The organism is Pseudomonas corrugata (assembly GCF_001269905.1).
In the GTDB taxonomy this organism is placed as follows: domain Bacteria; phylum Pseudomonadota; class Gammaproteobacteria; order Pseudomonadales; family Pseudomonadaceae; genus Aquipseudomonas; species Aquipseudomonas corrugata.
In genome coordinates, this window is sequence record NZ_LHVK01000014.1 from 61,090 (window position 1) to 75,381 (window position 14,292).

At 60.2% G+C, this 14,292-nt stretch carries 11 protein-coding genes; 3 read left to right on the forward strand and 8 right to left on the reverse strand.

The window, feature by feature from the left end; all coding sequences use genetic code 11:
* Nucleotides 1-369: 369 nt before the first annotated feature.
* The 4 genes from tcyN to AD665_RS18565 all read right to left on the reverse strand — a co-directional run bounded on the left by tcyN (nucleotide 370) and on the right by AD665_RS18565 (nucleotide 3,894).
* A complete protein-coding gene (tcyN, locus tag AD665_RS18550) occupies nucleotides 370-1,131 on the reverse strand; it encodes an L-cystine ABC transporter ATP-binding protein TcyN (RefSeq protein ID WP_024777969.1) in 762 nt (253 codons plus the stop codon).
* A 3-nt stretch (nucleotides 1,132-1,134) separates the two neighbouring features.
* Nucleotides 1,135-1,800 (reverse strand): cystine ABC transporter permease, encoded by a 666-nt coding sequence (tcyL, locus tag AD665_RS18555; RefSeq protein WP_024777970.1) that lies wholly within the window; start codon nucleotides 1,798-1,800, stop codon nucleotides 1,135-1,137.
* Complete coding sequence (tcyJ, locus tag AD665_RS18560) at nucleotides 1,800-2,600, reverse strand: cystine ABC transporter substrate-binding protein (RefSeq protein WP_024777971.1); 801 nt, start codon at nucleotides 2,598-2,600, stop codon at nucleotides 1,800-1,802. Before tcyJ ends, tcyL begins: the two co-directional genes overlap by 1 nt.
* 301 nt (nucleotides 2,601-2,901) lie before the next feature.
* Nucleotides 2,902-3,894: a D-cysteine desulfhydrase gene (locus AD665_RS18565; RefSeq protein WP_024777972.1), complete on the reverse strand. Its 993-nt coding sequence runs from the start codon at nucleotides 3,892-3,894 to the stop codon at nucleotides 2,902-2,904.
* Nucleotides 3,895-4,426: 532 nt separating this feature from the next.
* Here AD665_RS18565 and betT point away from each other — a divergent pair.
* Complete coding sequence (gene betT / locus AD665_RS18570) at nucleotides 4,427-6,388, forward strand: choline transporter BetT (protein ID WP_170167960.1); 1,962 nt, start codon at nucleotides 4,427-4,429, stop codon at nucleotides 6,386-6,388.
* A gap of 12 nt (nucleotides 6,389-6,400) precedes the next feature.
* Here betT and AD665_RS18575 read toward each other — a convergent pair whose 3' ends face one another.
* The gene (locus tag AD665_RS18575; RefSeq protein ID WP_024777974.1) at nucleotides 6,401-7,141 is read right to left on the reverse strand and encodes an SDR family oxidoreductase; all 741 of its coding nucleotides are present in this window, start codon (nucleotides 7,139-7,141) and stop codon (nucleotides 6,401-6,403) included.
* A 120-nt stretch (nucleotides 7,142-7,261) separates the two neighbouring features.
* On the opposite strand from AD665_RS18575, the gene AD665_RS18580 reads away from it, so the two are divergent.
* The gene (locus AD665_RS18580) at nucleotides 7,262-8,152 is read left to right on the forward strand and encodes a LysR family transcriptional regulator (protein WP_024777975.1); all 891 of its coding nucleotides are present in this window, start codon (nucleotides 7,262-7,264) and stop codon (nucleotides 8,150-8,152) included.
* 237 nt (nucleotides 8,153-8,389) lie between these two features.
* Nucleotides 8,390-9,427, forward strand: coding sequence for an L-glyceraldehyde 3-phosphate reductase (mgrA, locus tag AD665_RS18585; protein ID WP_024777976.1), 1,038 nt, complete (start codon nucleotides 8,390-8,392; stop codon nucleotides 9,425-9,427).
* Between the two features lie 200 nt (nucleotides 9,428-9,627).
* Here the strand turns inward: mgrA and gshA are convergent, their stop codons facing one another.
* The 3 genes from gshA to AD665_RS18600 form a co-directional block, all read right to left on the reverse strand.
* Complete coding sequence (gene gshA / locus AD665_RS18590; protein WP_053193113.1) at nucleotides 9,628-11,211, reverse strand: glutamate--cysteine ligase; 1,584 nt, start codon at nucleotides 11,209-11,211, stop codon at nucleotides 9,628-9,630.
* A 269-nt stretch (nucleotides 11,212-11,480) separates the two neighbouring features.
* On the reverse strand, nucleotides 11,481-11,864 hold the full coding sequence (locus tag AD665_RS18595) for a PaaI family thioesterase (protein WP_024777978.1): 384 nt from the start codon (nucleotides 11,862-11,864) through the stop codon (nucleotides 11,481-11,483).
* On the reverse strand, nucleotides 11,864-14,188 hold the full coding sequence (locus tag AD665_RS18600) for a Tex family protein (RefSeq protein WP_053193116.1): 2,325 nt from the start codon (nucleotides 14,186-14,188) through the stop codon (nucleotides 11,864-11,866). The genes AD665_RS18595 and AD665_RS18600 overlap by 1 nt, the downstream gene beginning before the upstream one ends.
* Between the last annotated feature and the right edge of the window lie 104 nt (nucleotides 14,189-14,292).

Consider the following 14,292-nt stretch of genomic DNA (forward strand, 5'->3'; position numbering starts at 1 on the left):
TCCTGCGGCGATTCGCTGCGTACAATTGAAATAATGCGCGTCGCCTGTTGGTCAACTAGATACGGGGTCGATAGTTTCAGTGTCAATAGAGGTGCTTGCTTATTAGTGGGCTATGTATCTCTTCAGAAATTTCCCACGTGATGAAGTTAAAAGTACACAGCGAGAATAGCCTTTTACCTCGGCTTGAGAGCCTGGTCGAAGGTCGGCGGAGCACGAACTGGCAGGGAGTTTGGCGAAAGGGAAGTGTTGCGAGGGGTATGTCTGCACCGCGCGTCAAATAATTCAAGATGCTAGGCGGTTTTAAGGCTTTGAGTTTGTTTTAAAAACGACAGCTCCTTCCATCCCTGGAAGTAAGCCTCTATCGATGAATTACTGCGCACCGTGACCGGCGGAGAGAAACTTGCTGAGGAACTGTCGGGTGCGTTCTTCCTTGGGCGCTGCGAACATTGCCTTGGCTTCACCTTGTTCGACGATCACGCCCTTGTCGAAAAACACCACGCGGTTCGCCACATCACGAGCAAAGCTCATTTCGTGGGTCACGATGACCATGGTGCGTTTTTCTTCGGCCAGGCCGCGAATGGTCGCCAGGACTTCTCCGACCAGTTCCGGGTCCAGCGCCGAGGTCGGTTCGTCGAACAAGATCACCTGTGGTTCCATCGCCAAAGCCCGGGCAATCGCCACCCGTTGTTGCTGACCGCCGGAGAGGCGCCGTGGATAGGCGTCCTCCTTGCCAGCCAGGCCAACCTTGGCCAACAGCTTGCGGCCCAGGGTTTCAGCGTCGGCGCGTGGGGTCTTCTTCACCACCAGCGGCCCCTCAATGACATTTTCCAGGGCCGTGCGATGGGGAAACAGATTGAAGTTCTGGAACACAAAACCCACCTGCTGGCGCAGACGACGCACCAGTCCCTGCTGCTGGTTCAACGGGCGGCTGCCATCGATTTCGATGTCACCGACCTTGATCCGGCCGCTGCTGGGTTCTTCGAGGAAGTTCAAGCAGCGCAGGAAGGTGGTCTTGCCCGAGCCGCTGGGGCCGATGATGGCAATGACTTCGCCTTCCTCGACCTGCAGGTCGATGCCGTTGAGTACCGTCTGACCCTTGAATTGTTTGGTCAGCTTTTCAACCACGATCATGCTTCAAGACTCCTGCTCATGCCGGTTGACCCGCGCTTCCAAACGGTTTTGCACATGGGCCAGGGCGCTCACAAGGATCCAGTAGATCAATGCGGCAGACAGGTACATGGCGAAAATTTCAAAGGTCCGTGCAGAAACCAACTGCGCCTGGCGGAGCAATTCAGGTACCTGGATGGTGGCGGCCAGCGAGGTGTCCTTGACCAGCGACGTGAAGCTGTTTCCCAAGGGTGGCAGGGCCGTGCGCATGGCTTGTGGCAGGATGGCCCGGCGCAGCGTCTGCACGCGGGTCATGCCGATACTGGCCGCCGCCTCCCACTGGCCGCGCTCGATGGAACTGATGGCGGCCCGCAGGGTTTCACAGATGTAGGCGGCCATGTTCAACGAGAGGCCGATCAGCGCAGCAGGTATCGGGTCCAGCTCGATGCCCACCTGGGGCAGGCCGTAATACATCATGAACAATTGGACCAGCAATGGCGTGCCACGGAAGAACGAGACGTAGATCCGGGCGAACCAGTTCACCAGTTTGAAGCGTGACAAGCGCATCAAGGCCAGGCCAAACCCGAGCAGGAAGCCGAAGAACATTCCGCCCAGGCTCAGGATGACCGTGAAGTACACGCCCTGAAGCAAGAAGGGCGTGGAACTGAGGACGAGTTGGAGCTTTGCTTCCATTATTGAGTGACGTCAGCGTTGAAGTATTTCTCGGACAGCTTCTTCAAGGTGCCGTCGGCGCGCAGCTTATCAATGGCTTGGTTTACCGCCGCCAGCAGCTCGGGTTCGCCTTTGCGCAAGGTCACACCGGCTTCCTGGCGGGAGAAGGCGTCGCCGGCAACCGCGGTGTCCGGGGCTTTCTTCGCCAGTTCAAAGGCGGCCAGGCGGTCCACCAGAATTGCGTCGATACGGCCGATACGCAGGTCCTGGTACTTGGTCGGATCATCCTCGTAGGTACGGATGTCGGCCTTGGGCACGTTGTCCTTGAGCCATTGTTCGTAGTTGGTGCCCAGGCCTACACCGACTTTCTTGCCAGCCAGGTCGGCGGCGGCCTTGATATTGAGTTTTTCTTCGTTCTTTTTCAGAACCAGCGCCTGGATACCGGAGACGGTGTAAGGCTGGGAGAAGTCGTACTTCTTCTTGCGCTCTTCGGAAATGGTGACCTGGTTGATCACGGCGTCCAGACGCTTGGACTCCAGCGCAGCCAGGATGCCATCCCATTTAGTGGCTTGCAGCTTCACCTTTACACCCAGCTCCTTGGCCAGGGCTTCGGAAAACTCTACTTCGAAACCGGCCAGTTTGCCGTCGGCATCGACGAAGCTGAACGGTGGATAGGTGCCTTCCAGGCCGACGTTGATCACGCCTGCGTCCTTGATTTTTTGCAGCTGCTCACCGGCGACTGCTTGCCCCAGCAGGCCGGCGCTCAATGCCAGGCCCAGCGAACCGATCAACAGGTTGCGACGTAATGCAGAAAAATTCATGACAAGCCCCTGTGTTTTCTTATGAAGACGTATTGGATTAGAAGGTGTAGCCGTGATCTGGAAGACTGCCACATCCTGCCTTAAAGCGGTGCGTGCGTCTCGTGGCAAATAGGCCAGTGGGCGTGACTATAGGGCGGCTTCCATAGATTGGAAAATAATATTAAATCATCCACATATTCCAAATGGAGTTGTTAATTGTGGGAGCGAGCCTGCTCGCGATGGCGGCGTGTCAGTCAGCGGCTATTCGACTGATACACCGCCATCGCGAGCAGGCTCGCTCCCACATCAAGACCTCCGAACTTCAGAACGCGGCGTTGTAGGCAAACAGCGCCGGAGCCCCGCCGGTGTGCAGGAAGATGATCGGACCCTCGTCAAAACGGTCGCGGCCGATGCCGTCGAGCAGGCCGGCCATGGCCTTGCCGGTGTAGACCGGATCCAGCAGCAGACCTTCGAGGCTTGCCAGCAGCTTGACCGCTGCCAGCGTACCGGCGTTCGGCTCACCGTAGCGAGGGGCGAAATATTCGTCCCACAGGTTCACCTTGAAGGCCTCTGGAAGGGCTACCTCAAGCAACTGGGCGACGCGCTCGGCAAGCCCCTGGACCTTCGGCAATTGGTCTTCTTCACTGCGCGATACCGTGACGCCAATCACTGGAAGCTGCGGCAGTGTTTCACTCAAGGCCAGGGCCAGGCCGCTGTGGGTGCCGGCACTGCCCGAGGCCAGCACCACGGCGGCGAAGTCCAGGCCGGTGTCCTTGATCTGCTCGGCCAACTCCAGGCCGGCGCGCACGTACCCCAAAGCGCCCAGGGCGTTTGAGCCACCAATCGGCACCAGATACGGCTTCTTGCCGTTGTTGCGCAGCCGCGCGGCCAGGGCCTGCAGCTGCTCATCGGCGTTATCCAGGTTTTCCACCAGTTCGACCTTGGCATCGAACAGCTCCAACAGCAATCGGTTGCCATTGCCCAGGTAATTGGCGTCTTCGGTGCCGATGGGGTTTTCCAGCAGCGCCACGCAACCGAGGCCCAGTCTGGCGGCCAGTGCGGCAGTCTGGCGCACATGGTTGGACTGGATCGCGCCGGCGGTAATCAGCGTGTCGGCACCCTGGGCCAAGGCGTCGGCGCCGAGGTATTCGAGCTTGCGCAGTTTATTGCCACCCAGGGCCAGGGGCGTTAGGTCGTCGCGCTTGATGTAAAGGTCGCGACCGAGCCATGAGGAGAGGCGTTCGAGTTTTTCCAGTGGTGTCGGATGGCCGAGCAGGTCGAGGCGGTTAAAGCGGGACAGCTGTTGTTTGATCATGAGTCCGTACTGGTTGTAGGCAATGTCTGGACTATAGGCACGCTGATATTCACGGGCAACCGTCAATCGTATCTGGGGGCTCTCTGGTCTTGTTCGCAAGATGAACTGTTGGCTGTGGGAGCAAAGCTTGCTCGCGATAGCGATAGACCAGCCAACATCTTTGCTGACTGGCTTACCGCTATCGCGAGCAAGCTTTGCTCCCACAGGTTTGTGACTCAACTGACTGGCACTAGGGCCAGTCTTGCTCCCACAGGAAGCGTAGGTGGTTACCGCGAATGAAACAAAAACGCTGAGCAACGTCATACCTTCCCTTGGGCTAGCGTGAAGCACGTACCGCCGAGCCCGACGATTAGTCCTTAGCTGCCTATTCATGTTTAAATTGAACGTTCATTCAAGTTAAACCATTGGTTTGCTGCCCGCTCACAACAGGAGGCTTGCCTTTGCTGAGTCTGTTATCCACTGTCACGGTTTCCCACTTCGGGGTGCTTCGTTCATGAGTGCCTCGTCCCTTCCACCCAGCGGCCTGGTCCGCATGAACCCGCCGGTGTTCTACTTCGCGGCGACGGTTATCCTGCTGTTCGGCCTGGTGGTGATTGCCATGCCCGAGCAAGCCGGTGCCTGGCTACTGGCGGCGCAGAACTGGGCGGCCAATACGGTCGGCTGGTATTACCTGCTGGCGATGGCCCTGTATCTGGTCTTCGTGGTGGTCACCGCCTTGTCCGGCTACGGCAAGATCAAGCTTGGTGTCGACCACGACGAGCCCGAATTCAGTTACCTGTCCTGGGCCGGAATGTTGTTCGCCGCCGGGATCAGCATCACGCTGTTCTTCTTTTGCGTCTCCGAACCGCTGACCCATCTGGCGCAGCCGCCTCAAGGCGAGGCCGGCACTGCCGACGCAGCGCGCCAGGCCATGCAAATACTGTTTCTGCATTGGGGCCTGCACGGCTGGGGCGTGTTTGCGTTCGTCGGCATGGCCCTGGCGTACTTTGCCTATCGGCATAACCTGCCACTGGCCCTGCGTTCGGCGTTGTATCCCCTGATCGGCAAACGCATAAACGGCCCCATCGGCTATGCCGTCGACGGCTTCGGCATCATCGCGACCGTGTTCGGCCTCGGCGCCGACATGGGGTTTGGGGTCCTGCACCTCAACTCCGGTCTCGACTACCTGCTGGGCATTCCTCATACCCAATGGATTCAGGTCGGCCTGATCGTGCTGATGATGGGAGCGGCGATCATCGTGGCGGTGGCCGGCGTCGATAAGGGCGTGCGGGTCATGTCCGACATCAACATGTTGCTGGCCTGCGCGCTGCTGCTGTTCGTGCTGTTCGCCGGGCCCACCCAGCATTTGCTCAATACCCTGATCCAGAACGTGGGTGATTACCTCGGCGCCCTGCCGATGAAGAGTTTCGATCTGTATGCCTACGACAAGCCCAGTGACTGGCTGGGAGGCTGGACGGTCTTCTATTGGGCCTGGTGGATCGCCTGGTCGCCCTTCGTGGGGCTGTTCATCGCACGGATATCCCGTGGTCGTACCATCCGTGAGTTCGTGTTTGGCGTGCTGCTGATTCCCTTGGGTTTCACGCTCGCGTGGATGTCGATTTTCGGCAATAGCGCCATCGACCAGGTGCTGAACCACGGCATGAGCGCCCTGGGCATGTCGGCGCTGGACAATCCGTCGATGAGTCTTTACCTGCTCTTGGAAACCTACCCGTGGAGCAAGACGGTCATCGCAGTCACGGTGTTCATCAGTTTCGTGTTCTTTGTGACCTCGGCCGACTCTGGCACCGTGGTGCTTTCAACGCTCTCGGCCAAGGGCGGCAATCCCGATGAAGACGGTCCGAAATGGCTGCGGGTGTTCTGGGGAGCGATGACCGCCCTGGTGACCAGCGCGCTGCTGTTTTCCGGAAGCATTGATGCGTTGAAGTCGGCGGTTGTGCTGACTTCACTCCCGTTCTCGTTGATTCTGTTGTTGATGATGTGGGGCCTGCACAAGGCGTTTCACCTCGAGTCCCAGAAGCAGATCGCGCAGTTGCACTCCCTGGCTCCGGTGTCGGCCTCGCGGCGAGGCAAGGGTGGCTGGCGCCAACGCTTGAGCCAGGCGGTGCATTTCCCGTCTCGGGACGAGGTCTATCGCTTCCTCGACACCACGGTACGTCCGGCCGTCGAGGAAGTGAAAGCGGTGTTCGCCGAGAAGGGGCTGACGGTGGAGACCCAGCCAGATCCGGCCAACGACAGCGTCAGCCTGGAGATCGGCCATGGCGAGCAACACCCGTTCATCTACCAGGTGCAGATGCGCGGCTACTTCACGCCATCCTTCGCCCGGGGCGGCATGGGCTCCAAGCAGATCAACAACCGTCGTTACTATCGTGCCGAGGTGCATTTGAGCGAGGGTAGCCAGGACTACGACCTGGTGGGTTATACCCGGGAGCAGGTCATCAACGACGTCCTCGATCAGTACGAACGGCACATGCAGTTCCTGCATCTGGTGCGCTGATCGGGCGGTGACTCAGACAAGCCCGCCGTTGGCCCGCAGGATCTGGCCATTCACCCAGCCGGCGGCAGGGCTCACCAGGAAGGAAAGGATGCTGGCGATGTCCTCCGGCTGGCCGAGGCGCTCCAGAGGGGGCATCTTGGCGTGTTGCTGGATCTGCTCTTCGCTTTTGCCGTGCATGAACAGTTCGGTCGCCACCGGGCCGGGAGCGATGGCATTGACGGTGATCTGACGGCCGCGCAGCTCCTTGGCGAATACCTGTGTCAGCGATTCCACCGCTGCCTTGCTGGCGATGTACACCGAATAGCCGGGCAGGTTCAGGCCAACGGTACTGCTGGAGAAGTTTACGATGCGGCCGCCATCGTTCAGACGGGTCGCGGCTTCGCGCATGGTATTGAAAGTGCCCCGGGTGTTGATCGCGAAAGTCTGATCGAACAATTCGTCGCTGTGTTGCACCAGGGGCGCTACCTGCAGGATGCCGGCGTTGTTGATCAAAACATCGACCTTGCCCAACTGCGCTTCTGTTTCATCGAACATCCGGCGAACGTCGACGGCAGAAGACACATCGGCCTTGATCGCTATGGCCCGGTGACCGGCCTGGCGCAACTGCACCACCAGCTTCGAGGCTTCGGTGGCACTGCTGGCGTAGTTGACGGCGACAGAAAAGCCGTCGTGAGCCAGTTGCTTGGCGAGTTCTGCGCCGATGCCGCGGGAGGCACCGGTGATGATGGCTACTTTGGAGATTTGAGTCGACATGGCTGGAAGTCCTTCGTTGAGTGGAGTGAATCCAGATTCACATGTTTACTCACGTCGATAAATGCACGAGAGTTGCCTTGACTGTTCAATAATCACCAACAATCAGGGCGTGGGCATTCAATGGATCAGGTCAAGGCGATGAGGGTGTTTGTACGCATCTACGAGCGCAGCAGTTTTACCCTGGCCGCCGAAGACCTGCACCTGCCCCGGGCCACGCTGACTCATACCCTCAATCAGTTTGAAGCCTGGTTGGGCGTGCGCCTGCTGGAGCGCAGCACCCGCAAGGTACGACCGACACTGGATGGCGAGGCCTATTACCCGCGCTGTGTGCAACTGCTGGCGGAACTTGAAGAGGCCGAGCTGGCGTTCCGCAGCGTGGCGCCCAAGGGACGGCTGCGGGTCGACTTGCACGGAACCCTGGCCCGGCATTTCGTGATCCCGGCGCTGCCGCAATTCATGGCCCGATACCCGGACATTGAATTGTCCATCAGCGAGGCCGATCGTTTAGTCGACCTGATCAGCGAAGGGGTCGATTGCGTGCTGCGGGCCGGCACGCTGGGGGATTCGTCATTGATCGGCCGGCGCGTCGCCAACCTGCGGCAGATCACCTGCGCCAGCCCCGCCTATCTGCGCCAGTACGGCGAACCGAAAAACCTCGACGACCTGAGCCGGCATCGGGCGGTGAACTACGTTTCTCGCACCAGCGCCAAACAGTATCCGTTCCAGTTCATGGTCGAAGGCGAACTCAAGGAAGTGACTATCGACGGTGCGCTCTCGGTGTTCGGTGCTGAAATCTACGCCGCTTCGGCTATTGCCGGCCTGGGCCTGATCCAATGCCCGCACTATCGAATGGAAACGCAGATCCAGCAGGGCCTGCTCCAGGAAGTCCTCACGGCCACCCCTCCGCCGTCCATGCCGATATCGGTGCTCTACCCCCACAACCGTCACCTTTCGCCGCGGGTGCGGGTGTTTGTCGATTGGATGACAGAGGTGTTTGCCGGGGCGCGTTAGCGCTTATTTCGGGCTTGTGATCGTTGCACCATCTGTGGGAGCGAGCCTGCTCGCGATGAGGCCTTTTCTGCCTACGTATCATTGCCTGTTCCGCCGCTATCGCGAGCAGGCTCGCTCCCACATTTGATCTCGCTGCAATGCTCTTTCCGGGCGACTACGCGAACTTTCGACCTGACTGATGCGTCTGTGAAATGTTAGCTTCTGCCATCCGCGCCGTCCCCGAACAGAGAGCCTTCGATGACCTACATCGCTGCTGAAAACCGCTACGAGTCCATTCCCTATCGCCGCGTTGGTCGTAGCGGGCTGGTGTTGCCGGCGTTGTCGCTGGGGTTGTGGCACAACTTCGGCGACAGCACTCCAATAGACACCCAGCGTGCCTTGCTGCGCACGGCGTTTGACCTGGGCATCAACCACTTCGACCTGGCGAACAACTACGGGCCACCCTATGGCAGTGCCGAGATCAATTTCGGTCGGTTGTTGCGTGAGGATTTCAAGCACTACCGCGACGAGCTGATCATCTCCAGCAAGGCCGGTTGGGACATGTGGCCCGGACCGTATGGCCAGGGCGGCGGGTCGCGCAAGTATGTGCTGGCCAGCCTCGACCAAAGCTTGCAACGGCTCGGACTCGACTATGTGGATATCTTCTATTCCCACCGTTTCGATCCGGATACCCCGCTGGAAGAAACCGCCAGCGCCTTGGCCACGGCAGTGCAACAGGGCAAGGCGTTGTACGTCGGGATTTCTTCCTATTCCGGGGTGAAGACCCGTGAAATGGCCGCGTTGCTCAACGAGTGGAAAATCCCCTTGCTGATCCACCAACCAGCCTACAACCTGCTCAACCGCTGGGTGGAAAAAGACCTGCTGGAGGCCACCGACGAATTGGGTACCGGTGTGATCGCTTTTACCCCGCTAGCCCAGGGCCTGCTCACGGACAAATACCTCAAGGGCATCCCGTCCGATGCGCGAGTCAATCGTCCGGGTGGCGGCTCGCTGCAGGCTTCGCACTTGTCGGAGGAGAACATCGCCCACGTGCGCGCCCTCAACGAGATCGCCCAGCGACGCGGTCAAAGCCTGGCACAGATGGCCCTGGCCTGGACCTTGCGCGATCCTCGGGTCACGTCTGCCCTGATCGGCGCGAGCCGCCCGGAGCAGATCATTGAGAACGTCGGAGCGCTGAAGAACCTGGAATTCAGTGCCGAGGAACTGGCGGAGATCGATCGATTTGCCCAAGAGGGCGGTATCAATCTCTGGGAGAAGCCTTCTTCGGCGGAGTAACACCAAAGCTGAACGCAAACGCTGTGGCGAGGGAGTCTGATGTTTACTCCTTCCCGCTATGCCCGTAGGAGCTGCCTCGCGAAGCGAGGTTGCGATCTTTTCCCAGGCAATTGAGTCGCGAGCGAAAGATCAAGATCAAAAGCCAAAGGATCGCAGCCTTTGGCAACTCCTACAAAGAGCCGAGCGGAAGCAAGCTCCCTTCAGTTACTGATCGCCAGAATGCTCGCCTGGTAAGAACCAACGAACACGTCGAAATCCCCCACTTCGTTCTGCTCCAGCTCAGTTTGCTGGGCCAGGGATTCGCGAGCGGAGGCTTCGAACGCGGCCTGTTCCTGGGCCGGCAATGGTTCGGCACGGAAGAACTCGGCGTGGGCCTTGCTCTGGCGCAAGGAGAACTGGGCGAAGCTTTCCTGATGTTCCGCCATGGCCGCCAACACCCGTGCGGAGGGCGTCAAGGATGGGTCCCGCACCTTCGCCAGTTGCGCATCCAGGGCTTGGCGGTGAGCATCGCCACCGTGGCTCTGGTCGAGCAACGATGCCAACGGTGCGATCTGCTCCAGCAGTTCGATGGCCCAGGCTTGCATGTCCACCGATTGCCCCTGGCGTAGCAACTGCAGGCCCGGCTTGCGGCCTTCCTTGACCACGGTCAGGAAGTTGTCCGTGGCATTTCCGCATTCGCTGTTTTCGAACAACGGACTTTCGTTGAGGCCGCAATACAACAGGAACGCATCGAGGAAACGGGACTCGGTGACGTCAATGCCCAGTGGCATGAACGGGTTGATATCCAGGCAGCGTACTTCGACGTACTGGATGCCCCGGGCCATCAAGGCCTGGATCGGACGTTCGCCGGTGTAGGTCACGCGTTTGGGGCGGATGTTGGAGTAGTACTCGTTTTCGATCTGCAGGATATTGGTGTTGAGCTGTACCCATTCGCCGTTCTGGTGCGTGCCGACTTCGACATACGGCGCATAGGGCGTCGCCACCGCTTTGCGCAGGCTGTCGGTGTAGCTGGCCAGATCGTTGTAGCACGGCGTCAGGCCGGCCTGGGCGTTGCTCTGGTAACCCAGGTCGCTCATGCGCAGGCTGGTGGCATAGGGCAGGTACAGGGTGTCCGGGTCCAGTTGTTCCAACTGGTGTGGGCGACCCCGCAGGAAACCGGCGTCCAGGGCCGGCGAGGCACCGAACAGGTACATCAGCAGCCAGCTGTAGCGACGGAAATTACGGATCAGCGCGATGTAGGCCTGCGACTGGAAATCACGGTCGCTGACATCTGGCGCCTCGGCCTGGCGGAGCAATGGCCAGAGTTTTTCCGGCAAAGAGAAGTTGTAATGGATCCCGGCAATGCATTGCATGGTCTTGCCGTAGCGCAGGGCCAGGCCCTGGCGATAGACGTACTTGAGCCGACCGATGTTCGAGGTGCCGTAATACGCGATCGGGATCTCTTCTTCCGCCGGCAGCGGGCATGGCATCGACGGGCTCCACAGGTATTCGTCACCGAGTTTGCTGTAGACAAACCGGTGGATCCTGTCGAGGCTGCTCAGGGTGTCGGCCGGGTCCGCCAGGGCGGGGGTGATGAACTCCAGCAGCGACTCGGAATAGTCGGTGGTGATCTGCTCGTTGGTCAGCGCCGAGCCCAGGGCTTCGGGATGCGGGGTCAAGGCCAGGCGCCCGCTGCTCGTGACACGCAGGCATTCACGTTCGATACCGTGCAGGCACTGCTCGAGCAGGGAGAGGTTGGCGCGCTCGCCGAGCAGGGCCAGGCGGCGGTTTAAGAGGTCGCTCAAGTTGAATTCCTTCACGCGTCAGTCGCCCCAATATGGGGGTGGGCAAGTCGCTCTACAAGGGTGAAGTTGAAACTGGCGTTATCGCCTGGTTTTGTACGGCCAAGAACGGATTACCGCAGTCCTTTGTGGGAGCGAGCCTGCTCGCGATTGCGGCGCATCAGTTGCATCGAGGCGACTGACGCACCGCAATCGCGAGCAGGCTCGCTCCCACAGGGAGTTGCGACGCTGTTTCTGTTGCGCCGAAATTAACTCAAATCGATGACAGGGAGCTATAGGACAGCGAAGGTGCCTTGTGCTTTTGCGACCAGCTTGTCGCCCTGGGTCACCTCAGCCTCGACCACCAGCGTGCGCCGGCCCGGGTGGAGGACCCGGGCGGTGCACAGTACCTCGCCCTCGGACACGGCGCGAATGTAGTTGATCTTGCATTCGATGGTCGCGCTCTGTTGGTCAAAACCATGGACACTGGAGCAAGCCAGGCCCATGGCGATGTCCACCAGGCTGAATAGCGCGCCGCCGTGCAGCTTGCCGCCACGATTGCGCAACGGCGGCTCCAGGGCCAGGGCGACTTGCGCCACCCCATCCCCCAGGTTGTGCAGTCGGCAGCCGAGCAGCTTGAAGAAGGCGCTTTCCACCAGCCCGGTCGGCGCGTCCATCAGCGTTTCTTCAACTGTTTGGCGTTGGCGAACAGCGAGGCCATGGCATTGTTGGCCGGGGCCGCCGTGGCGGTTTCCTTGCGCGGTGCAGTGTTCTGCGACTGGCGCGGCGCCGAGCCTGGACGAGGGCCACGGGCGCCGTCGACTTTCTCGCCGGGGGTGTCGCTCATGCGCATCGACAGGCCGACGCGTTTGCGCGGAATGTCGACTTCCATGACCTTCACTTTCACCACGTCACCGGCCTTCACGGCTTCGCGCGGGTCCTTGATGAACTTCTCCGACAGTGCCGAAATGTGCACCAGGCCGTCCTGATGCACGCCGATGTCAACGAACGCGCCGAAATTGGTGACGTTGGTCACCACGCCCTCGAGGATCATGCCGGGCTGCAGATCCTTGAGGTCTTCGACGCCTTCCTGGAACTCGGCGGTCTTGAACTCGGGACGTGGGTCGCGGCCCGGTTTCTCCAGTTCTTGCAGGATGTCGGTGACGGTAGGCAGACCGAAGGTTTCGTCGGTGAACTTCTTCGGATCCAGGCGCTTGAGGAACGAGGCGTCACCGATCAACGAACGGATATCGCGATCGGTCTGGGCGGCGATGCGTTGCACCAGCGGATAGGCTTCAGGGTGGACGGCCGACGAATCCAGGGGGTTGTCGCCGTTCATGACGCGCAGGAAGCCGGCGGCCTGTTCGAAGGTTTTTTCCCCCAGGCGCGGGACTTTCTTCAACGCGGCGCGGGTTTTGAACGCGCCGTGCTCATCGCGGTGGGTCACGATGTTTTGCGCCAGCGTAGCGTTGAGGCCCGAGATCCGTGCCAACAGCGCCACCGAAGCGGTGTTCACGTCCACGCCCACGGCGTTTACGCAGTCCTCCACCACGGCGTCCAGGCCGCGTGCCAGTTTCAACTGGGACACGTCGTGCTGGTATTGGCCGACACCAATGGATTTCGGGTCGATCTTCACCAGTTCCGCCAGCGGATCCTGCAGGCGGCGGGCAATCGATACCGCGCCACGGATCGACACGTCCAGGTCGGGAAACTCCTTGGACGCCAGCTCCGACGCCGAATACACAGAAGCGCCGGCCTCGGACACCATGACCTTGGTCATTTTCATGGCCGGGTATTTCTTGATCAGCTCGGCGGCCAGTTTGTCCGTTTCGCGGCTGGCGGTGCCGTTGCCGATGGCGATCAGGTCCACCGAATGTTTGGCACACAGGGCCGCGAGTACCGCGAGGGTCTGATCCCATTTGTTGTGCGGGACATGCGGATAGACCGTCGCGTGGTCCAGCAGCTTGCCGGTGGAGTCCACCACCGCCACCTTGCAGCCGGTCCGCAGGCCCGGGTCCAGGCCCAAAGTGGCGCGGGGGCCGGCTGGTGCTGCCAGCAGAAGGTCGTGCAGGTTGTGGGCGAAGACGTTGATTGCCTCGGTCTCGGCATTGTCGCGCAATTCGCCCAGCAGGTCGGTTTCCAGGTGGGTATAGAGCTTGACCTTCCAGGTCCAGCGCACCACCTCTGCCAACCATTTGTCGGCGGCACGGTTCTGGTTCTGTATGCCGAACTGCTGGCCGATCATGCCTTCGCAGGGGTGCATGGTGCCAGGCAACTCATCACCAACCTTCAGTGCGGAGCTGAGGATCCCTTCGTTGCGTCCACGGAAAATAGCCAGGGCGCGATGGGACGGCATGCTCTTGAGCGGTTCGTCATGTTCGAAGTAATCACGAAACTTCGCCCCTTCCTCTTCCTTGCCTGCAATAACCCGGGCGCTGAGGATGGCTTCCTGTTTGAGGAAGTTACGCAGTTTTTCCAGCAGGTTGGCGTCTTCGGCGAAGCGCTCCATGAGGACGTACTTGGCGCCTTCCAGCGCTGCTTTCACGTCTGCCACGCCTTTTTCGGCATCGACGAAACGCGCGGCTTCGGTTTCAGGCGCCAGGGTCGGGTCGTTGAACAGTCCATCGGCCAGTTCGCCAAGCCCGGCTTCCAGGGCGATCTGGCCCTTGGTGCGGCGCTTCTGTTTGTAGGGCAGGTACAAATCTTCGAGGCGGGTCTTGGTGTCCGCCAACTTGATGTCGCGTTCGAGCGCAGGGGTCAGTTTGCCCTGTTCCTGGATGCTGGCCAGGATGCTGATACGCCGTTCGTCGAGTTCACGCAGGTAGCGCAGGCGCTCTTCCAGATGACGTAATTGAGTGTCATCGAGGCTGCCGGTCACTTCTTTCCGGTAACGGGCGATAAAAGGCACCGTAGAGCCTTCATCGAGTAGCGCGACGGCCGCTTCGACCTGTCGCGGGCGTACGCCGAGTTCCTCGGCGATGCGGCTGTTGATGCTGTCCATAAAACCACCTGACAAATTATGAAATCAGGCCCGCCGGCGCAGGAACAAGGCTCGGCGAGACTGGTTGAGCGGCCTGGCGTGGGCCGCTGCCTGGGTCAAGAGAG